This is a genomic window from Pedobacter frigidisoli (genome assembly GCF_004331675.1).
GTDB lineage: Bacteria > Bacteroidota > Bacteroidia > Sphingobacteriales > Sphingobacteriaceae > Pedobacter > Pedobacter frigidisoli.
Map to the genome: position 1 here is coordinate 184,800 of NZ_SJSN01000008.1, position 20,639 is coordinate 205,438.

At 35.8% G+C, this 20,639-nt stretch carries 20 protein-coding genes and 1 tRNA gene; 12 read left to right on the top strand and 9 right to left on the bottom strand.

Translation table 11 applies throughout. The features are described from left to right. Positions 1-171: 171 nt before the first annotated feature. Positions 172-1,164, bottom strand: coding sequence for an MBL fold metallo-hydrolase (locus EZ449_RS11930; RefSeq protein ID WP_317130433.1), 993 nt, complete (start codon positions 1,162-1,164; stop codon positions 172-174). Positions 1,165-1,520: 356 nt separating this feature from the next. Continuing rightward, a complete protein-coding gene (locus tag EZ449_RS11935; RefSeq protein ID WP_131558984.1) occupies positions 1,521-3,596 on the bottom strand; it encodes a CehA/McbA family metallohydrolase domain-containing protein in 2,076 nt (691 codons plus the stop codon). Between the two features lie 171 nt (positions 3,597-3,767). Between EZ449_RS11935 and EZ449_RS11940 the strand changes: the two genes are divergently transcribed. Beyond that, positions 3,768-4,604 (top strand): alpha/beta fold hydrolase, encoded by an 837-nt coding sequence (locus EZ449_RS11940; RefSeq protein WP_131558986.1) that lies wholly within the window; start codon positions 3,768-3,770, stop codon positions 4,602-4,604. On the opposite strand, the gene EZ449_RS11945 is transcribed toward EZ449_RS11940, so the two are convergent. Continuing rightward, a complete protein-coding gene (locus EZ449_RS11945) occupies positions 4,601-5,368 on the bottom strand; it encodes a response regulator (RefSeq protein ID WP_131558988.1) in 768 nt (255 codons plus the stop codon). The two genes, EZ449_RS11940 and EZ449_RS11945, sit on opposite strands and share 4 nt — an antisense overlap. Positions 5,369-5,381: 13 nt before the next feature. After that, complete coding sequence (locus EZ449_RS11950) at positions 5,382-6,077, bottom strand: LytR/AlgR family response regulator transcription factor (protein ID WP_131558990.1); 696 nt, start codon at positions 6,075-6,077, stop codon at positions 5,382-5,384. A gap of 238 nt (positions 6,078-6,315) precedes the next feature. On the opposite strand from EZ449_RS11950, the gene EZ449_RS11955 reads away from it, so the two are divergent. The 6 genes from EZ449_RS11955 to EZ449_RS11980 all read left to right on the top strand — a co-directional run bounded on the left by EZ449_RS11955 (position 6,316) and on the right by EZ449_RS11980 (position 12,655). After that, positions 6,316-6,939: an insulinase family protein gene (locus tag EZ449_RS11955; protein ID WP_131558992.1), complete on the top strand. Its 624-nt coding sequence runs from the start codon at positions 6,316-6,318 to the stop codon at positions 6,937-6,939. 139 nt (positions 6,940-7,078) lie between these two features. Continuing rightward, positions 7,079-8,428: a M28 family metallopeptidase gene (locus tag EZ449_RS11960; protein WP_131558994.1), complete on the top strand. Its 1,350-nt coding sequence runs from the start codon at positions 7,079-7,081 to the stop codon at positions 8,426-8,428. A 43-nt stretch (positions 8,429-8,471) separates the two neighbouring features. Beyond that, positions 8,472-8,945: a TspO/MBR family protein gene (locus EZ449_RS11965; protein WP_131558996.1), complete on the top strand. Its 474-nt coding sequence runs from the start codon at positions 8,472-8,474 to the stop codon at positions 8,943-8,945. Between the two features lie 49 nt (positions 8,946-8,994). Then, complete coding sequence (locus tag EZ449_RS11970; protein ID WP_225872297.1) at positions 8,995-11,292, top strand: patatin-like phospholipase family protein; 2,298 nt, start codon at positions 8,995-8,997, stop codon at positions 11,290-11,292. Beyond that, a complete protein-coding gene (locus EZ449_RS11975; protein ID WP_131558998.1) occupies positions 11,289-11,819 on the top strand; it encodes a hypothetical protein in 531 nt (176 codons plus the stop codon). Before EZ449_RS11970 ends, EZ449_RS11975 begins: the two co-directional genes overlap by 4 nt. A gap of 260 nt (positions 11,820-12,079) precedes the next feature. Beyond that, complete coding sequence (locus EZ449_RS11980) at positions 12,080-12,655, top strand: 2'-5' RNA ligase family protein (RefSeq protein WP_131559000.1); 576 nt, start codon at positions 12,080-12,082, stop codon at positions 12,653-12,655. On the opposite strand, the gene tamL is transcribed toward EZ449_RS11980, so the two are convergent. After that, a complete protein-coding gene (tamL, locus tag EZ449_RS11985; RefSeq protein WP_131559002.1) occupies positions 12,656-15,079 on the bottom strand; it encodes a translocation and assembly module lipoprotein TamL in 2,424 nt (807 codons plus the stop codon). Here tamL and EZ449_RS11990 point away from each other — a divergent pair. The 5 genes from EZ449_RS11990 to EZ449_RS12010 all read left to right on the top strand — a co-directional run bounded on the left by EZ449_RS11990 (position 15,070) and on the right by EZ449_RS12010 (position 17,453). Continuing rightward, on the top strand, positions 15,070-15,819 hold the full coding sequence (locus EZ449_RS11990; protein ID WP_131559004.1) for a TrmH family RNA methyltransferase: 750 nt from the start codon (positions 15,070-15,072) through the stop codon (positions 15,817-15,819). The two genes, tamL and EZ449_RS11990, sit on opposite strands and share 10 nt — an antisense overlap. Before the next feature lie 66 nt (positions 15,820-15,885). Further along, positions 15,886-15,959, top strand: a tRNA-Cys gene (locus EZ449_RS11995). A 34-nt stretch (positions 15,960-15,993) separates the two neighbouring features. Continuing rightward, positions 15,994-16,164 (top strand): spore protein, encoded by a 171-nt coding sequence (locus EZ449_RS12000; protein WP_131559006.1) that lies wholly within the window; start codon positions 15,994-15,996, stop codon positions 16,162-16,164. 108 nt (positions 16,165-16,272) lie between these two features. Next, positions 16,273-16,938 carry a DNA alkylation repair protein gene (locus EZ449_RS12005; protein WP_131559008.1) on the top strand — a complete coding sequence of 222 codons (666 nt, stop codon included), beginning with the start codon at positions 16,273-16,275 and terminating at the stop codon, positions 16,936-16,938. A gap of 41 nt (positions 16,939-16,979) precedes the next feature. Further along, the gene (locus tag EZ449_RS12010) at positions 16,980-17,453 is read left to right on the top strand and encodes a VOC family protein (protein WP_165499745.1); all 474 of its coding nucleotides are present in this window, start codon (positions 16,980-16,982) and stop codon (positions 17,451-17,453) included. 6 nt (positions 17,454-17,459) lie between these two features. On the opposite strand, the gene EZ449_RS12015 is transcribed toward EZ449_RS12010, so the two are convergent. The 4 genes from EZ449_RS12015 to nudK form a co-directional block, all read right to left on the bottom strand. Further along, positions 17,460-18,491 (bottom strand): quinone-dependent dihydroorotate dehydrogenase, encoded by a 1,032-nt coding sequence (locus tag EZ449_RS12015; RefSeq protein WP_131559010.1) that lies wholly within the window; start codon positions 18,489-18,491, stop codon positions 17,460-17,462. A gap of 125 nt (positions 18,492-18,616) precedes the next feature. After that, positions 18,617-19,267 carry an NAD(P)-dependent oxidoreductase gene (locus tag EZ449_RS12020; protein ID WP_131559012.1) on the bottom strand — a complete coding sequence of 217 codons (651 nt, stop codon included), beginning with the start codon at positions 19,265-19,267 and terminating at the stop codon, positions 18,617-18,619. A 93-nt stretch (positions 19,268-19,360) separates the two neighbouring features. Then, the gene (locus EZ449_RS12025) at positions 19,361-19,771 is read right to left on the bottom strand and encodes an Rrf2 family transcriptional regulator (protein ID WP_131559014.1); all 411 of its coding nucleotides are present in this window, start codon (positions 19,769-19,771) and stop codon (positions 19,361-19,363) included. Positions 19,772-19,991: 220 nt separating this feature from the next. Beyond that, positions 19,992-20,576 carry a GDP-mannose pyrophosphatase NudK gene (gene nudK, locus EZ449_RS12030; protein ID WP_131559016.1) on the bottom strand — a complete coding sequence of 195 codons (585 nt, stop codon included), beginning with the start codon at positions 20,574-20,576 and terminating at the stop codon, positions 19,992-19,994. Positions 20,577-20,639: the final 63 nt, after the last annotated feature.

Consider the following 20,639-nt stretch of genomic DNA (forward strand, 5'->3'; position numbering starts at 1 on the left):
TATTCAGAGCTCGTTTCAGAATCGTAAAAATTTTCAAGATTTATGGCGTTCCCCGAAAAAAAATCGGGGCGGGCTATACGTTACAAGTCCTCGTACCAATGAAAAATTGGCACTCCGGGCTTTACACTGCTATCCCTAACGCAAACCGCAGGGGTGCAAAAACCCTTTCTATTATTTTACACCTATCCACCATTGTTTAAAAACCTGTTTATCATTTTTTAAATTAACCAGCTCACCTATCATTGGGGTAACTAATGGCATTTTTTGAACTTGATTAAGCTCCGTGATTTTAGCCAAAGGTTCATCCCAAGGATGATTGGCCAATACAAATTTCGATGAATGTACAGGAAACAAGCGCTTAGCATTTAAATCTTTTGCTGCCATTAAAACCTGTGCAGGCAATAAATGAATGTATTTCCATTTTACATCGTACTGGCCATCTTCTAGAATTGCCAAATCAATTGTTCCAAATTTTTTGCCGATTTCAGCAAAATGAGTATCATAGCCACCATCGCCACCAATAAAAATTTTCTTAGTTGGGCTTTGGAAAATGTACGACATCCACAATGTGTTATTTCTGGTAAAACCACGCCCCGAAAAGTGCCTTGCTGGAGTGGTATGAATATAAAATCCACTTCCCAGATCAATTGTTTCATTCCAATCTTTCTCTAAAATATCGGCTGGTTTGTAACCCCACTCCTCGAAATCGGCGCCAACGCCAAGGCCACAAATCACCTTTTTAGTTTTTGCTTTTAGTTTTATTAGCGTTTCATAATCAACATGATCGTAATGATCGTGGGAAATGATGAGGTAATCAATATTGGGCAAATCTTCAACCTTGTATCTATCAGTACCTTTAAAAGCCTTAACTGTTCCTGGGATTGGTGATGCATTCCCACTAAATACAGGATCTACCAAAATCCGCTTTCCATCCAACTGAATAAAATATGATGAATGCCCGAACCAAACTAAAACGTTACTATCTATTGGAAGGTTGAGCAAATTAACCTTTTGCGAAGGAATACTATCTACTGGACTTAACCTTGGGTGATAACCAAAAAGCTTATCGTAAATAACGCCTAATAAACTATAACCCTCAGTAAGTTCTGGTGTATGGTTTAGGTTATGAAAAATACCATCCTTAAAGTTCGGTGATTTTTTCATTCTCTCTAATCTTGCACCCTCCGCAGCCTTACCGAAGAGTGGTTTTTTTAAATAGAAATAGGTCACAATCGCTAGTATTAACACAAGCGATATCAAAATGATTAATATCCACTTTAAGGTTTTAAAAATCTTCCGTCTCATGCAATTATTATGGCCTAACCACTACTTTTAAATCATTAGGCTGTAAGATAACATTTTTCGATTATCCTTTTATTTGCATGATTTAAAATTTATGCGGTTTGCGTTAGGGATAGTAGAGAAAAGCCCACAGTCCCCGATTCTTTATCGGGGACGAGGACTTGTAACGTATAGCCTGACCCGATTTTTCATCGGGTAACGCCCAAAAAATCAAAAAACTATTCTATCCAAATCATTTGTGTGAAAGCTCCGTTTGCGGCAATATCCCAAGCCTCTACCCTTACCCATTTTTTACCTTTTAAATTAGCTGGCCAGCTAAAGGTTTGTTTGCCAAATGCTGTAGTGGTATTCAAATTTATATGCTCTCTATATACTTTATTGCCATCGCCAGAAACAATTTCGACGAAACTGAGTGGAAATGTCCAACTAAGCTGCATGTTAACGTTTGTTTTAGCGCCATTAATCTTCAATGTTTCGCCTGCTCCCTTTCCGTTAATATTGAAACTTGGAATAAGCACCTCGCCTGTAGAGACAAAGAATTTTCCATTTTTTATGACATCCAATACGGGTTGCCAACCATCTTTGTAATTTGGCAAGTTGTCCATTTGCAAATAATTAACATTAAGGTGCGCATACATTTCATTTTGTTCAGTAACGGTAAAAATATCTGCTTCAGAAATAATATGTTTTTTTAAGCCCCAATTGGCCATGTCATCCATTAAGTTAAGTACACGTTTGCTTAAGGTGGGTAAAGATAGATCGGCAGGAATAGCTTTCCAAGCTGCCCCCAAAAAGGTTTCTGATTTAAAGAAATTTTCTTCTTTGTATTTATCTGGATAGCCTGTCGAAGCTTTTGTTCTGGCATGGGCAGTCCAAGCTAAACCATTTTCCTGTTCGAGTAACTTTAACATCTCGGCCTTATCTCCTACGTGGTAAACCTTACCATACTTTGGATCGTTCATTTCAAAAGGTACACCTTGCTTTTTATCCATTACCCAATAAACTGGTTTTGGAAAAAAGGCCAACCAATGGCCACCATAAAAGTTATTTGCCTCTTCGCCTGGAAGTAACAAAAATTGTGAATTAGAGAGTCTTTCTGTTTGTTTAAATAGTGCGTTAAGTTCTTTTAGTCGAGTAGAATCGGGTCCTTTTGGATGACCTGGGCCATGAAACTCGGCAAGCTTAACAATATTTAAACCCGCGTTTTTTAATACATCCACAAATTCTGGCTTCTCTGGAACGGTTTTTCCGCTTAGTACCACATCAGAAATAAATTCATTGTGAAAGTGGCTAGCCATTGTTTTATAACCTGGCAATGGAACGTAAGAATCGTTATGTGTAAATTTTTTAACTTCGTTTAGGGCTGCCTCTGCCTTGCCAGTGCTTAACAAACAAAAGAAATTAAGCCTCTGTTTGGTTTCTGGTGGCGCATTAAACCATGGAACGTAACGTTTATCGCCTAATGGATCTTGACGAATGCCGATTCCGAAATCAGATATTAAATTTAAATAGTTGCTTCCACTCCAAGTAAATTTGAGGTTAAAGGCTTCATCCAAAGGATAGAAATATTGGTGAGGTGCTGGGAAAAGCGCCAAACTTCCACCTTTGTTCTCACCAATTACGGTACGATATTTTACCTCAAGATTTTTGCTTTGATCAGTTTTCGCAACTTTTTCTGTTTGCATCTTACCTTTTACATCGCTCCAAGCTACGTTTTCCCAAACATTTAATTTATTCACTAAGCCTGCATCGTACAAGATAGCGGTAGAATCTTTTTGGCTAGACATTACTGCTGCAACATTAAAAAGCGGACTTCCATTATAAAGTGTAATTTCTAACTCGCCTTTAAATATTGTAGATTCTAGTTCTGAGATTTTAATAACGGTTTGAGAACCATTTGTAACGATACTTGCATTTTTCTTATTAAAGTTTACCTTGTTGGTAGTGTATGGTCTTGTTGGCACACGATCAAAAAATACATCCCAGCCACCACTCGATGGACTTAAGGTTCGCTTACCAACTCTTAAGATAAAAACCGGATCTAAGTTGGAAACAATTTCCTTAAATACACCTGGTTTCCCCAATTGTAAACTTTTAAACAATGCGTTTCGATTATCAAGATCAAGTATCAATTTACCAGAGTTTCCTTGCCCAACCGGCCAACTTACAGTTAAAATATTTTTATTGGAGGCAACAGTTGCTCCATTCTTTTTAAATTGTTTTAAACTTACAGCAGTTTGTGCATTGGCCAGACCAAAGCATAAAACTAAAATTAAAAATAGATACTTTTTCATAGGGAGATTTGAGTGTTATTTGGCTAGAAATATTCGAAAATTAATGATTATGAACAAAATACATTTAATTGAACGCCCGAATATAGCTTTTCTGTTCATTATTTATTTTTTTTGAGATCAAAAAAAAGATTATTTACCTTGTAATATTATTGTGAATTAATCTGATAGGCTGTGCATCCAATACTAATTAGAAACAACGTAAAGATCCTTGGCGAAGGTAGTCAAGTGATTATTTTTGCACATGGTTTCGGCTGTGCGCAAAGCTCATGGAAATTTATGACCGATGCTTTTTTAGAAGATTATCGGGTTATTCTTTTCGATTATGTAGGATCGGGAGAATCAGATATTACACAATATAACCATTTTAAATATTCTACATTAGATGGTTATGCATGCGATGTAGTTGAAATTATTGAGGCGCTTGATCTTATCGATGTAATATTTGTTGGGCATTCTGTTAGCAGCATGATCGGAATGATTGCAGCTTTACAGAAGCCAAAAGCATTTAAAAAGTTGGTTTTTATTGGCCCATCACCAAGATACTTAAACGATAGAGATTACATTGGTGGTTTTGAAGCAAGTGATATAGAACTGATTTTTAGCCAAATTGCAGATGATTATGCAGACTGGGCAAAAGGAATTGCACCGGTGGTGATGGATAATGATGATAAACCAGAACTTACTAACTTTTTGCTGGAATGTTTTGAGCAAACCGAACCAAGCATAGCATTATCTTTTGCAATGGCTACCTTTAAGACAGATTGCCGCGAAAGATTGAAAGATTTAACCATTCCCAGCTTAACCCTGCAGAGCAGCGCTGATCCTATGGTTCCAACGTCGGCAGTAGAATATATTTATGCCAATACCCCAAAAAATTTCCTTGTGGTAATGGAAGCTACAGGTCATTATCCACACATTTGTGAGCCTGACGAAACCATTCGAGAGATTAAGGAATTTATCGCAGAAAGGAAAACGTTGCGTAAAGAGGAAGATCAGCTTTCTGCCTAATTTCCAATAGTACTTAAGAAAATCTTCGCTTCCAACTTTGCCTTTTTGCAAACTGCAGCAATGTTAACCATATGAGATGCTAGCTGTTCAAGAGAAAGTTCATTATACTCAATTTCCATAAGTTGAGCATCTAATTTTGCTTTTAAGCCCATAATATAAATAGTAGAACGTAGATGATGGGCGGAACTTTTAAGTTCAATATCATTCTGTGCTGCAAAATGTTTTTGTAAAGTTGTCAAATCCAAGTCTATCATTTCGATAAACTTTCCGGTTATTTCCTTTTCATAATCCTCATCTCCCATGCTTATTTCTTTAAGATAGCTTAGATCGATTACATCATAACTTGGCGCTTGGCCTGAGCTTAGTACTTCTTTGGGCAAAAATTGAGTAAGCACGCCCACTAGCTCTATTTTACCAATTGGCTTACCGAAACAGCCACTCATGCCAACCGCAAAGCATTTAGCCTTAACATCTTCTACATTATGCGCAGTTATCGCAACAATTGGCATTGATAGTTTTAAATCGTTCCTAATCGTTTGTGTTAATTGGTAACCGTTCATTTCGGGCAAACCAATATCCAGCAAAAGCAGCCTAAAAGAGAACTTGTTGAGCATATCGATTGCATTTAAACCATTCTCAACACACTTAAAGCTTATATCATATTCCCTTAAATAACTAGAAAGTAATTTCTGATCAACTTTATTATCCTCGATAATTAATACATCAATAGATTTCAAATTCACAGGGCCATCTTTAGTATCCATTTAACGATTTAAATTATAAGATTTGCATCCTTTTATTCAATGCCGATTTATAGGCATCGGATACAGGTACAAAGCTTTTTTTGATGATTAATGTGCCGCCCTCAATGGTATCAATCTTCCCTACGTTAATAATGAAAGAGCGATGCACACGGGAAAAAACATCTTGAGGAAGTTTATCCTCAACAGATTTTAGGGAGGAATGAATGGAATATATCTTATCATCAACATAGAGCTTAACATAGTCGCCCCTAGCTTCTAGATAATCGATATCAGCTAATTTAAGCCGTCTTATAACATTTGAATCCCGAATAAATATAAACTCATCCTTTTTTGAGCCAACGAATAAGTTACTGTTCTTAAAAATTTCCTTTGCTTTTATAATCGCTTTCAAGAAACGATCTGGTGTTACAGGTTTGGCAATAAAATCTACAACATTTAAATCGAAAGCATCTGCAGCATAATCCTTTCTTGAGCTAATGAAGATAATTAAGGGTTTTGTTTCGCCTAAGCCTTTTACTAATTCAATGCCACTTATCCCCGGCATTTCAATATCGAGTAGTAAAAGATCAATTTTATTGTTTGCAATATTTTTATACGCTTCAGCAGCACTCTCACACTCGGCAATTAGGTTTAAAGCATCCTCAATCTTAATTAAATGTTTGAGGGTGCTTCTCGCAATTGCGTTATCATCAACTATTAAGCAATTCATTTTATCAGGTTAGCGTCACAAATAAAACTAAGCATAACCTGTAGGAATAACTGGAGCGAATAAAGAATGAACAAAATGAATAAATATTACTTTTGCCGAAAACCATTCAAAATTTTAACACGTATATACGCCCGTTCGTCTAGGATTTATGCCTTTCTAACGACTGAACCTTTAATAAACAAGGCACTAATAATACTTTCGTAACAGAAAATCATTCAAAAAAAATAAAAGAAATCTCATGAACACCATTAAAACAATCTTATTAACAACATTAAGTATCCTTTCAGTTTACACTACGAACGCACAAACTTTTAAGGAACCTGTAGCATTTAAACTTAAAAATGGAATGAACATTATCATTTCAGAAAATGAACGTTCTCCAAAAGCTTACGCAAGCTTTACTTTAGATAACACTGCTTTCGATAACAAGAAAGATGGCATAGTAGAATTACTAAATGCTGTTCTAAACGAAAGCGTTGAAAAAAATGGAACTACTTCTTTTAATGATAATAGTGGCAAACTTGCAACAACAACTGCTAATCTTGAAAAAGAACTAACTGCAATGGCTAGCTTAATTCAAAATGCTAATATTGATCAAAAAATCTTTAATAATGCAAAAGCAAAGTTAATTACAAGCTTAAAGTTGCACGATTACGATTATGATCAAACTGTAAATGAAAGTTCTATTAATGCATTAAGCTTAAATGACGTTAAAGAATTCTACAGTCAAATTTCTCCAGAAAAAACTTACTTAACCATAGCGGGTGATGTTGAAATCAATGCTGCGAAAGCAACTGCTAAAAAAGCATTCGGTAACTGGAACAAAGCTCAAAAACAAGAAATTGCTTTAAGTGCTAAATAGTCCCATTTATTTTATAATGAAAAGCTTCTTGATTAAATCAAGAAGCTTTTTTTATGCTCAAAATGTTACAGGTTTTTTGACTTCCACACACTCAATTTTATTTATCATTCAATATCTTAGCTAGATAATTAATCCTTAGATGAAAAAAATTTACGCTGCATTATTACTGACCTCAATTGGCTTATCGGTACAAGCTCAAACGATTGTAAACCGAAATGCCGACATCGATAAAATGGTGAAAGCCGTAAATCAAGATTCATTAAAATTATATATTTCTAAAATGGTTGCATTCGGAACCAGAAATACTTTAAGTGATATAAAAAGCAAGAGCAAGGGAATCGGCGCTGCAAGAAATTGGGTGGTGAGCAAATTTGCCCAGTTCGCCAAACAAAGTGATGGCAGACTTACCACTTTTTTGGATACAACCACTTTTAAGCCTGATGGCAAACGATTAGATCAACCCACATTATTAGGAAATGCAGTTGCCATTCTAAAAGGGACTGACGAAAACGATAAACGTGTATATGTTGTGAGTGGACATTTAGATAGCCGCGTAACAGATGTAATGAATCGTACAAGCGATGCTCCTGGTGCAAATGATGATGGAAGCGGTGTTGCAGGTGTAATAGAGGCCGCTAGGATTATGAGTCGATTTAAATTTTCTGCAACGATTATTTTTGTTGCCGTTAGTGGCGAGGAGCAATCGCTTTTGGGTTCTGGTTTTATGGCTGCGAAAGCCAAAAAAGAAAACTGGAATATAGATGCCATGCTTAATAATGATATGATTGGGAGCAACAACAGCAGTGAAACACAAATTATAGATAATACCAGGCTTCGTGTTTTTAGCGAGGGCTTACCAAGTTACGATCTTGATAAAAACGCAAAATCCATTCGTCAGTTTGGATTAGAAAATGATGGCAAAAGCCGCCAGTTAGCCCGTTATGTTAAAGAGATTGGCGAACGTTATGTAGATCAATTAGAAGTGAAACTAATTTATAGAAATGATCGATTCTTGCGTGGTGGCGATCATACTCCATTTGTTGAAAATGGATTTACAGCAGTAAGAATTACCGAAATGAACGAAAATTTCGAACATCAACATCAAGATTTAAGAACCGAAAAAGGTGTGCGTTTTGGCGATTTGCAAGAATTTATGGATTTTGAATACCTTCGCAAAAACACTGGTGTCAACATTGCAGTTTTAGCAAACCTAGCGAAAGCACCTGCTGCCCCAACAGAAGTAAAAATTGATGTTAAAAACTTAAGTAACTCTTCTTATTTGTATTGGAAGGTACCAATAACGGGCTCGGTAAAAGGGTACTATGTATTAATGCGAGAAACCAGTAGCCCTGTTTGGGAGAAAAAGTTTTATACAACAGCTACAGAATTAAGAATACCCTACAGTAAAGACAATTATTTATTTGCTGTTCAAAGTGTTGGTAACGAAAACAATGAGAGCCTACCTATAGTACCTGGTATTGGACGTTAAAAAATATTTAGTTTTTTTGGTTGTTTAGCCTCAAATTAGCAGCATGAAATTTAAGCCAGTATCATTTATTATAAACATAGCCCTTACACTTGGCGTTGGCGCATTAGGCGGTTGGGCAACTGCTCAATCCGTTAAAACTTGGTATCCAACGTTAAATAAGCCCTCTTTTAATCCACCAGATTGGTTATTTGCCCCTGTTTGGACCAGCCTTTACGTTTTAATCGGCATTGCTGCTTACCTCGTTTGGGTTAAGCGAGATAAGATTGAACATTTCCCAAGAACGGTTGCAATTTATTGCATTCAGCTAATCTTAAATCTAGGTTGGTCTTTTATCTTTTTTTATTTACACGAGGTAGGCTTTGCATTGGCGGAGATTATCCTTTTGCTGATCATCATTGTAGTAAATGCACTGATGTTTTATAAAATAGACAAATGGGCAGGTTATCTCCTTATACCATACATCCTTTGGGTAAGTTTTGCATCATTTTTAACATACAGTATTTTCATTTTGAATTAATTTTAAAAGAAAACCTTATTTTAGGAGGGTGGTAACTTTTAATAGATTTTTGCTGATCCTGTTCGTTTTGTGTTGTACGCAAGTGCATGCGCAAAAGGTTGGGCTAGTCTTTAGTGGTGGTGGAGCAAAAGGCTTAGCGCATATAGGTACGTTAAAAGCCTTAGAGGAAAATCACATTCCTATAGATTACATTACAGGTACATCCATGGGGGGCATTGTTGGGGCAATGTATGCCGCTGGCTACTCTCCTGCCGAAATTGAAAAAATCGCTATAAGCAGCGATTTTCAAAATTGGGTTAACGGAAGATACACCAGCGATTATACCTATTATTTCCAGAAAAACGCACCCAATGCTTCAATGCTAACGGCAAAAGTGGCTATTGATACAGGTTTTCATTTTAGTTTCCGTTCGAACATCATTAACGACATTCCTTTAAATTTTGCTTTCTTGGAATTGTTTTCACAAGCGTCAGCAGTGTCAAAAGATAATTTCGACAATCTATTTGTGCCCTATCGGTGCATGGTTGCCGATGTGCTTTCCCAAAAAAGCATCACTGTAAGCAAAGGCAGTTTAGCAGAGGCCGTTCGGGCAACAATGACCGTTCCAATTATTTATCGCCCTATTAAATTAGATGGTAAATATGTTTTTGATGGTGGTTTGTACAATAATTTCCCTGCAGATGTAATGGAAAGAGATTTTAAGCCCGATTTTGTTATTGGCGCAAATGTTTCATCGAAAACCTACAACGAATATCCTAAAAATAATGATGATCGTTTAATGAACCGCTTTTTGGTCTACATGTTCCTGTCTAAATCAGATTCTACCATGATTGGCAAAAACGGCGTTTACATACAACCAGATTTGGGCGATTATAGTGTAACCAATTTTGCGCCAGTTGAGGATTTAATTAAAAAAGGATACGATGCAACTATGGCAGATATGCCTAAAATTAAGGCATTGATCAGTAAAAGGGTGGACCCTGCTGAGCTGGAGAGAAAGCGAGCTCAGTTTAATGCCAAAAAGCCCGATCTAAAATTTAGTAGCGTAACAGTTTCAGGCGTTAATAATCAACAAAAGAAGTATGTAGAACGACTTTTTAAGAGTGATAAAACAACTTTTAATTTACAAGATATAAAACGCGGCTACTATAAACTTGTTGCCGATCAAACTTTCGAAACAGTTTATCCAAAAATATCTTATCAAGCAGCAACCGATAGCTATACTTTTGAAGTAGTTGCACAACCGAAAAAAAGCTTTAAGCTCGATTTAGGCGGGAATATTTCTACCAGGCCAATTAGCAATGTATTTTTGGGTGCAGAATACAATTACCTAAACCGAAAAGCCTACACTTTTGGTACGAGCTTCTATTCGGGGCGTTTTTACGAATCGGTTCAACTTAATGGCCGGATAGATTATCCTACAAAACTGCCATTATTTTTAGCCGCAGAATTAACCTACAACCACTGGAACTTTTACAATACCAGTCAAATTTTTATCGAAAATCCTCACCCAATTTACATCGAACAATCTGATAGAAAGATTGATTTGATGATGGGAATGCCGCTTAATTACAACACTAAAATAGTTTTGCATTCTACATTCATTAACAACAACGACCGGTATAGCCCAAACAGCACTTTTGCTGTTGGCGATCTGCTCGATCAAACCATATTTAACGGCTTTAAAGGATCGTTAAATCTGGAGAAAAATTCACTCAATAGAAAACAGTATGCCACCAACGGACAAAGTTTTTCTTTAAGTGTAAGTTACACTACTGGTAGAGAGAACTACAATCCTGGCAACATTTTCAGAAACACACCAGGCTTTGTTAAAACACCAAGTCAAAATAGGCTACAAAATTGGGGAACCATAAAACTAACGCAAGAAAACTATTTCCTGCACCTAAAAAAATACACTTTAGGTTATTTGGTTGAGGGCGTAATTTCCAATCAGCCACTATTCTATAATTATTATTCTACCCTATTAATGTCGCCGGCTTTCTACCCTCTGCAAGATAGTCGATCTCTTTTTCTCGATAAATTTAGAGCAACCACATATGCCGCAGGAGGAATTAAAAATATTTACAACCTCAAAAAAAATCTCGATTTTAGGCTCGAGGGTTATTTATTTCTCCCTCACAAAGAGTTCGAGTTAAACAATTTTCAAGATGTAGATTATGCCAAGCCAATTACAAAAATCCGTTATGCCGCAACAGCTGGCATGGTTTACCATACACCGCTTGGTCCGGTTAGCTTAAGTTATAATTTATATAATGATGCAGTTAAAAGAAATGGTGTATTATTGCATATCGGTTATTTAATTTACAATAAACGTTCTATCGAATGAAACGAATCCTCCTACTATTATCTTTGTGCTTAATCGGTTTTTTTGGATCGGCACAAACCGCAGCAATTAATAATTTCTTGGTAAAAGAGAACTTGCTTAAGAACAATAAGCTCGCCATTATTGCCGCCGATTCGCTAAACGTACCCAACGAAAACATCAACGGAACCTATACTTTTAGTGTTAGTGGCTTCACACAGATTCTTAAATTTAATGACGGAATAGCTGTACTACCACTCCCAATAGATAAATCGACATTCATTTACATCAAACATCAAAACGATACTGGCACACACAGCAAACTCGTTTACGTTTACAAAAAAGATACAGATCTGAGTCCATACGCAATCAATAGTTTATGGTTATTTGTAATTCCAATTGCATTGGTGGTTATAGCTTTTGCCTTTAGGAAGCTAATTATTTTCGTAGTTATTGCGTTCTTGGTCTTCGTTTATTTTAACCACAGTGCTGGCTTAAATATTGGCACTTTTTTCGAAAGTATATTCGATGGCTTAAAAAACCTCTTCTGACCTGTTTGAAAAGCAAGAGTATCACTTTTGGGAAGGGTCAGTCTGGCTTTACGCTAAATCTTTTTGTTTTCAGCTTTGACAACTTTTTTCTATAGCGCTATTAAAGTTGTCAAAGCTTTAAGAGAAAACAAAAAGGATACCGCTGCAATCCAGTTTATGTGGCATAGCTTGTATTAAAAATTAAGTGAGCTCCTAGCATACTGTAAAAAAAGGGCCGACATTCATTTTTAAATTACTAAATTTATTAGTAATTTTAACGTATGGAAAATCTATTTTTAGTTTGTTTAGTGCCGCCAGTTACAATTGTAGAAGATATCGATGAAATTAAAAATCACATTTCGCAGAAGTTTAATGTACACGAATCATTAAAAAGACCAGCACATATCACACTCTATAATCCAGTAAAATTATCATCGCAAGAAGAAGAAAGAAAATTCTTTAAGGCTTTAGAAGATGCCTCATTTGCAGAATCATTTACTCAAATATTAAGAAATTTTAACTCATTTGACAAACATACCTTTTATCTGGATGTAGCGCAAAATAGTGGTATAATGAATCTTCAGGCAGAAATTAAAAAAGAATTGAAGCCTTTAAAATTACTTCAAGAGCAAGATAATTTTAAGTTTACGCCGCATTTAACCTTAGCCTTTAAAGATGTTAAACCTCTGGTAATGGATTTGATAATCGCAGAATTTAAAGACAAAAAATTTAAAAGAGAATTCCAGGTTTCTGGATTTTCTGTGTACAAGCATATCAACAAAAGGTGGCAACCATTTAAGGAATTTAAGTTTAAAAAACCTTTAGAAAAACCTAAATCATTCAGCCTTTTCGATTAGTTAGAAAGGCATTCCTATTCCAAAGTTATATTGTATAAAACGGTAAGTATCAGGATTATGCGAAGTGTAATAATTATCCTTAAATTCTCTGGCACCAGATAAGAATTTACTAATCACCCATTGTTCTGAACCTGTAAATTGTGGATCTTTTAATTTTAGGCCCACATCAAACCGAAAAACAAAATATTGTACATCGTATCTTAAACCAAAGCCAGTTCCAATTGCGAGTTGTTGGGCCAGTTTACTCAGCTTAAGCAAGGTTTCTTCATTATTGGTTACTACGCCGTTAGCATTAGTCGCCGTACGTTTGGTAACATTCCAAACATTACCAGCATCTACAAAAGCGGCACCCCTTAGCGTTGCACCAAAAAATTTCTTCGCTACTGTAAATCTATATTCAAAATTGGTTTCTAATTTAAACTCTCCTAACTGGTCGAGTCCAAAAAATGAATTCCTTAAGGCGCTTGATAGGGTTTGTCTATTATAATTCCCAGGGCCAATTGTTCTAGCTTGCCAAGCCCTAATCCCGCTTGATCCTCCTGCAAAAAACTGCTTTTCGAACGGAATTCCAGTTAAAACGGAATTTCCATAAGCATAAGCAAGACCAGTATTTAGGCGAGCAATAAATTGTTTTTCGCCACCCAAATGTTTATACCACCTGATATCTATCTCTGGCCTTATGTACTGATTAAATGGTAAACCGAAAATTTTTGCAGGGTTACCATTTCCTGCATCGCCTTTTGTACCTGTTAAACTCGAAATTCCTTGTAATAAATTTCCAGCAATATCCATTCCAGCCCTTAAGTATACAAAACTTCTAAATTGATTAAGCTTATCAGCATTTAAAGTATAATTGTATTTCATGCCTAATGTTAAATCTTTCCGATCCAATAAAGTAGCATAGTATAAATTGTTTAAAACGGTTGTTACATCAACGCTATCTTCCAAATTTCCAAACCTGTATTCGAAATTTAACGGTGTAAACGAGTGCAATTTAGATTTTGTTTCAAACCAATCGTAGGTAACCGAATTAATGAAAATACGCCTTACCGAAACATCTTTCTGAAGCGCATAAATATAACTCGAAGAAAAAGTAGTGTGTGGCATTCCATTTCCACCCAGAGTTGGGCTATAAAATGGAATCATCAATCGGGGTACAGTAATGCTTGCACTAATAGAAAAATCCCGTTGATAAATATCCTTAAATGGCGAGGAGCCATTTCCAATTCTCGATTGCAAACCACCTTTTACCTGAAGCTCGAATCGTTCTGCACCACGAAAAAGGTTATTATTGGTGTAGGTGTTACTGATATTAAAACCAACAGTACCACCATTAAATGGAACTTCTCCCTCAACCCTATTGCTCATCACCTTTTGAGGTGTTAACAGTATAATTGTATTTATTTTATTTGAGGTGCTATCTCTTCTGTAATAATCGATCTTTACATTTTTGAAAATATTTAGTTCATACAGCCGATCATATGTTAAGTTTTCATTCCTAATGTCATACAATTCACCCTGTTTTAAAAAATCATAACGAACTATTGGATTGCGCCTGTAACGACGAGAAAAATCGGTATAAACAATTCCATTTACGGTATCCTTATTCAACTTATATCGTGCAGAATCTGGCAAGCCATCTGGATTTGGGGCAATTAATAGGTGAGTATAACCGATATAAAACTGTTTATGAGGATCATTTGCCGGATCGGTTATGTTCAGGTTTAAATCAACTTTATTTGTTTTTGAGGTAACTTCTGTACCATAAACATCGAAATTAACGTAAGGGCGGAGAAAATAGAAATAACCATTTTCTTTCATTATCCTATAAATCTGTTCACGCTCGTAAGAAAGCGAATCCTCATCATACTGAGCACCAACATGCAGATGTGTAAAATTAGATTTATTAGCCCTGTATAAAGTCTTTATATTGTTATTTGGAATAGAATCGGTAAGTTTTTCTACAAAATACGCCGGTCCTGATTTGGCACTAAATTTAACTTCGGCTTTTTTATCTTCAACCTTAATATCTGAAGTTACCTGAGCCTGAAAATAACCCTTACTTTTTAAAAATTTTTGAATTTGATTTCTAGATATTTCAACCAATGTACTATCTAAAATTGCTGGTGGAGTACCAAATGGCTTAATATCGCTGGTTTTATATCTTCCATCTTTTGTATTAAATAGATTATACAAAGGAACATTAATACTAAACTTAGAGGCTGGCCGAATATCCTTTTGAACATAATTATAAGCCTGCTCCTGAAATTTCGCATCAACACTATCTATGGTAACCTTTTTTACGATAGATTGATACTCTGGAATATATTTTGTTGATGAACAAGCCTGTATTAAAACAATAATAAATAGTAATATTGCAGTGCTTTTCAGTTTAATATTTATTAAGTATTGGTATGCTTTCAAAGTCTCAGATTAGTTTTATTAAGTCGTTACATCAAAAAAAATATCGTAAAGAGCATGGTTTATTTTTGGTTGAGGGTATTAAATCCATAAAAGAATTCATCCAATCAAGCTACGAAATCCATACCATTTTTTACAACAGTGAACAAGTCAATTTGTTACCCAAATTATCTGCAAATATAAACTTATTTGAAGTAAACAACGCTGAATTGGGTAAGATTAGTACACTGCAAACCCCACAAGGTTTTTTAGCCTTGGTTCATATCCCAAAAAACAAAAAATTAGCTCCCCAAGAATTGAAAAACCAATTTACCCTTGTGCTAGATGGCATACAAGATCCTGGTAATATGGGTACTATTATTAGAACAGCAGATTGGTTTGGCTTTAAGCAGATAATCTGTGCGGAAGATACTGTTGAGGCTTATAATCCTAAAACAGTGCAGGCAACTATGGGTTCGCTTGCACGAGTTGATATTTATTACCAAAACTTAGATTTGCTTCTAGAGGAAACACAAATCCCAGTTTTTGGCGCCTTGTTAGATGGAGAATCTATTTACAAGGTAAACTGGGGAAACGAAGGCTTGGTAATTTTAGGGAACGAAGGAAAAGGAATATCTGAAGCAATTATTAAAAAGATAAATAAACCCGTAACCATTCCTCGTGTCGGTGAAGCTGAATCGCTAAACGTGGCGGTTAGCGCCGCGATATTTTGTGCTGAGTTAGTGCGGGTTAAAAATTTATAGCATATTTATTGTTATAATATTTGCGGGCTAAGTAATAATTGCTATTTTTGCAACCTTGAATTTCAGGGTCGAGTGGCCGAGTGGCTAGGCAGAGGTCTGCAAAACCTTCTACAGCGGTTCGAATCCGCTCTCGACCTCCATTTGTACAAATAAAATAATTAAAAGGTTATTACCATGGCAGTTACCAGATTAAAAAGAAAAGACAGAAGAAATAAAAATACAGCTCACCAAGAGGTAGCATTTTTAAAAAGAGCAACTAACATCGAAATCGGAAGTCGTTCTACTCAACCTAAAAACGATCAATTAGCAAAAAACAACGCTGTTTTAGTTGCTTTGGCAAAATAGTTTTTAGAAATTTCTTCTAAAAGATTTAAAGCATCCTTCTGATCAAAGGATGCTTTTTTTATGTCCAAAATTTCGATAAGTTTGAAATTATAAAATTGTAGTAAATCCATGAATCTTCAAGAAACGCTTTCAATCCTTGAATCTTTAGCTGATGAAAAAGTTCGTAAGCAGCATATTAAAGGTGGCGCCCACGAAAACCTTTACGGTGTTAAAATGGGCGACATCAGAACGATTGCTAAAAAAATAAAAACTAATCACTCGCTAGCACTCGAACTTTGGGATACCGAAAACATAGATGCTCGAATGCTTGCCATATTAATTCTCAATCCAAAAGAATTATCTGCTGCAGAATTAGAAACAATGGTTTCTTCAGAGCAATTTACCTGGGCTGCCGATTGGTTTTACAATTATGTAGTAAAAGAATATCCAGATAAAGAACAATTTCGCGAAAGATGGATGAATTCGGATGATGTAATGTTGGCTCGTGCGGGCTGGAGTTTAACCAGCGGACGAATAGCCAGAAGCCCCGAGGGATTAGACATTCCAGCTATTATTAAAAGAATTGAATTGGAAATGGCAAATGCCCCAAAGGAAGTGCAATGGACGATGAATTCTGCTTTGGTGCAAATTGGAATTCATCATCCTACCTTTAGAGAACAGGGTTTAGCTATTGGCGAAAAGCTTGGGATATATCGCGACTATCCCGTTTCAAAAGGTTGTACCTCGCCATTTGCCCCTATTTGGATAAATGCAATGATTAGCAGAAAAGTTTAAATTACTTCTACAGCAAAAATAAACTCAAAATTCCACTCAAAATGAAAAAGACATTATTAATTGCATTGGTTATTGCGGCATCCTTTCTTTCCGGCTTCGCATTTAAGGCAATCATTGCAAAACAAAATGAAAATTCATCAAAAAAAGTAACCGGAATTGGCGGTATTTTTTTCAAATGTAAAGACCCAAAAAAGATGACCGAATGGTATCGCAAACACCTTGGATTAACCACAAACCCTTATGGAGCAACATTTGAGTGGTATGAAGGTTCAGATAGCACTAAAAAGGCTCAAACGCAGTGGACTCCCTTTTCTGAAAAGACCAAATACTTTGAACCCTCTACCAAAGATTTTATGATTAATTATAGGGTTGAAAATTTAGTTTCGCTTGTTAGTGAATTAAAAAAAGAAAATGTAACCATTGTAGATACCATTGAAACTTTCGACTATGGGAAGTTTGTACACATTCTTGATGCAGAGGGCAACAAAGTTCAATTATGGGAGCCTAAAGATTAAAAAAAGTTATTTAACAAGCGATTTACAAATCGCTTTAATCAATCCTGGGCCTTCGTAAATAAATCCAGTATATAATTGAACTAAACAAGCCCCAGCATCTAGTTTTTCTTGTGCATCTTTTGCAGAATGAATTCCGCCAACACCGATAATTGGGAAAGCTTTATTCGATTTTTCAGAAAGGTATTTAATAACTTCTGTAGAGCGTTCTTTAACCGGTTTACCACTTAATCCGCCCATTTCTCCCGCTAATGTTTTTTCAGTTGCTAAATTTTCTCTACTGATGGTTGTATTCGTCGCAATGATTCCAGCAATATTCGTTTCAGCTACAATTTCAATGATATCATCTAATTGCGCATCAGTTAAATCTGGTGCAATTTTCAATAAAATCGGACGAGAAATATCATTTTTACGGTTGCGCTGCTGCAACGTATTTAATATTTTTTTAAGCGGTTCTTTCTCCTGCAACTCACGTAAGCCTGGTGTATTTGGAGAACTCACGTTCACAACAAAATAATCAACCACATCAAATAACCTATCGAAACATTTAATGTAATCGCTTACAGCATCCTCATTTGGAGTTGCTTTATTTTTACCGATGTTTCCGCCAACAACAATATCAGGATGATTATCTTTCAGGATACGAAGTCGCTCGGCCATTACATCAACACCTTTATTATTGAAACCCATTCGGTTAATCAAGGCTTCATCATTTGGCAGGCGAAACATACGGGGCTTATCGTTTCCCGGCTGTGGCATCGGCGTAACCGTACCAACCTCTATAAATCCGAAGCCTAAATTACTTAGCGCTTCTACATATTCGCCGTTTTTATCAAATCCAGCAGCTAAACCAACTGGATTTTTGAACTTGATTCCAAAAACTTCCTTTTCCAAGCCTTTAATGTGAACATCAAAACTGCTCCGGATTATGGTTTTACCCAAAGGAAATTTATCATTAAACCATTTTAACCGTTTAACTACAAAATAATGTACGTTTTCAGGGTCAAATTTGAAGAATATTGGTTTAATAAGGCGATACATGCAACGAAGATAAATAAAATATGGAAAAGAATGGAAGAGGTAAGATGGAAAATGGTTAATGGAAAATGTTGTACCCCATCTTCCATCATCCATCTCACATCCTACATCATTACATTTTACATCACCTAGTACGCCGCTGTAAATTGCTCTTGATGGTGGGCATTATTCTCTAATTCATCAACAATCACAATTGATAAATCTTCTACTGATAAAATTGAACGCCCCTCTTCATTAAAAACTGGAGAAGTTTTACCCAAACGATATTCCCCTGTACGACCAATGGTAATGCCTGGATGCATTTCAATTGCTGGACTAAAAAACAACCAATCTAATTCCCTTTCTTGTTTCAAAACATTGAAGTAATCTCGCACCGCAGAAGCGCCTGGGTAAATTTCTTGGGGAAACTGAGGTCCATCAACTAACTGATTTCCATCGATTTGCAAAGTACCTGCACCACCGATAAAGATGTAGCGTTTTACGCCCGACGCTTTAACCGCTTTCTGAATAGCCTCGGCTCCCTTTATCGTGTCATCGTAAAGGTTTGGGTTTGTCCACCCAGCGTTAAATGCACTTACAACTGCATCAGCACCACTAAGTGCAGCCGCTAATTTTTCTGTATCTAAAACATCGACCGCTACTTTGGTTACATTTTCATCTGTACTTTCTATTTTATTTGTATCGCGGGCAATTGCGATTACTTTATTTCCACGACTTAATAATTCGTTTAAAATTGCTTTGCCTACAAATCCTGAGGCGCCTATTAATGCTACTTTCATGCTATTTAATTTAATTTTGAATGAGTGAATTTTGAATGAGTGAATAAATATTGAATTGTAATATAATTTGTTACAGTTTTGGGTAAAAATTTTTTATCTAAATTTTGATGCGAAATCTGCCAATGTTTGTTTTGATAAATTTTCAATCAAAGCATTTTCCGCATCGTTATAAAGCGTATCTAAATGTTGGTTAATTTGTTTTCCAATCGGGCATTTTGGATTAGGTTCATTTTTGCTTTGCCCTAAAATATTGCTGTTTTTTACGGCCTTGTAAACTTCGCCCAAATTAATATCGATTGCTTTTTTGGCCAAATAAGAGCCGCCACCTTTCCCCTCTTTGCTATCAACAAAACCATGTTTACGCAAATTCATAATCTCTTTACGCACCAAAACAGGATTAATATTAATACTTCCAGCCAGGTAGTCAGAACTCACAACGCTTCCTTTCGCCTCATCGAGTAAAGTTAAAATGTGCAAGGAGATTGGAAAATGACTGTTGTTCATTCTGTAATTATTTTTATTACAGTACAAATGTAAATAGATTTAATTAGAATCAAAATTTATTTAAATATTTTTTTGAAGAGCAGTAACAGAAGCTTCTTTTAAAGTTAGTCCCGCTATCTCTTCAAGTCCTCAGCCTCGTTCCTCGGCTTCCGGGCTTTACGTTCTATCGGGTCTAGCTAGTTTTGTTTACTTAAATAGTAATGGTTTAAAAACGAAAGCGTTAGCCCAATAAATTATTGATTAGCGCATATTGCAAAAGCATAATGGTTTTACCGTCTTTAATTTCACCGTTGGCAATCATGGCAAGCGCTTCTTTAAATGATATCTCTAACACTTCAATATTTTCCTGTTCATCGTGGTGGCCGCCACCATCGCTCACTTTCATATCTTTCGAATACTCCGCTACGAAAAAATAAAGAATTTCGGTTACCGAACCAGGTGACATGTAGGCTTCGAACACTTTTTTAACATCCTTTATTTTATAACCAGTTTCTTCTTCAGTTTCTCGTTTAATGGCAGTTTCGGGATTATCTAAATCCAATAAACCTGCGCATGTTTCGATAAGCATACCGCTTTCATTGCCATTAATGTAAGTTGGTAAGCGAAACTGACGGGTTAAAATAACAGTTTGATTATGCTTATTGTAAAGCAGAATAGTGGCACCATTGCCTCTATCATAAGCCTCGCGACTTAAAACCTCACGAGTTCCATCTTTCTTTAAATATTCGAATGTGATGTTGTTTAAAGTGTACCAATTATTTGAAAGAATTTCTTTATTAATGATTTTAATGTTTTCGTTATTCATGTTCGTTTCGCTTTGAACTCAAATGTATTATTATTTTTTATTTCCGTTTAATGACTCATGGCA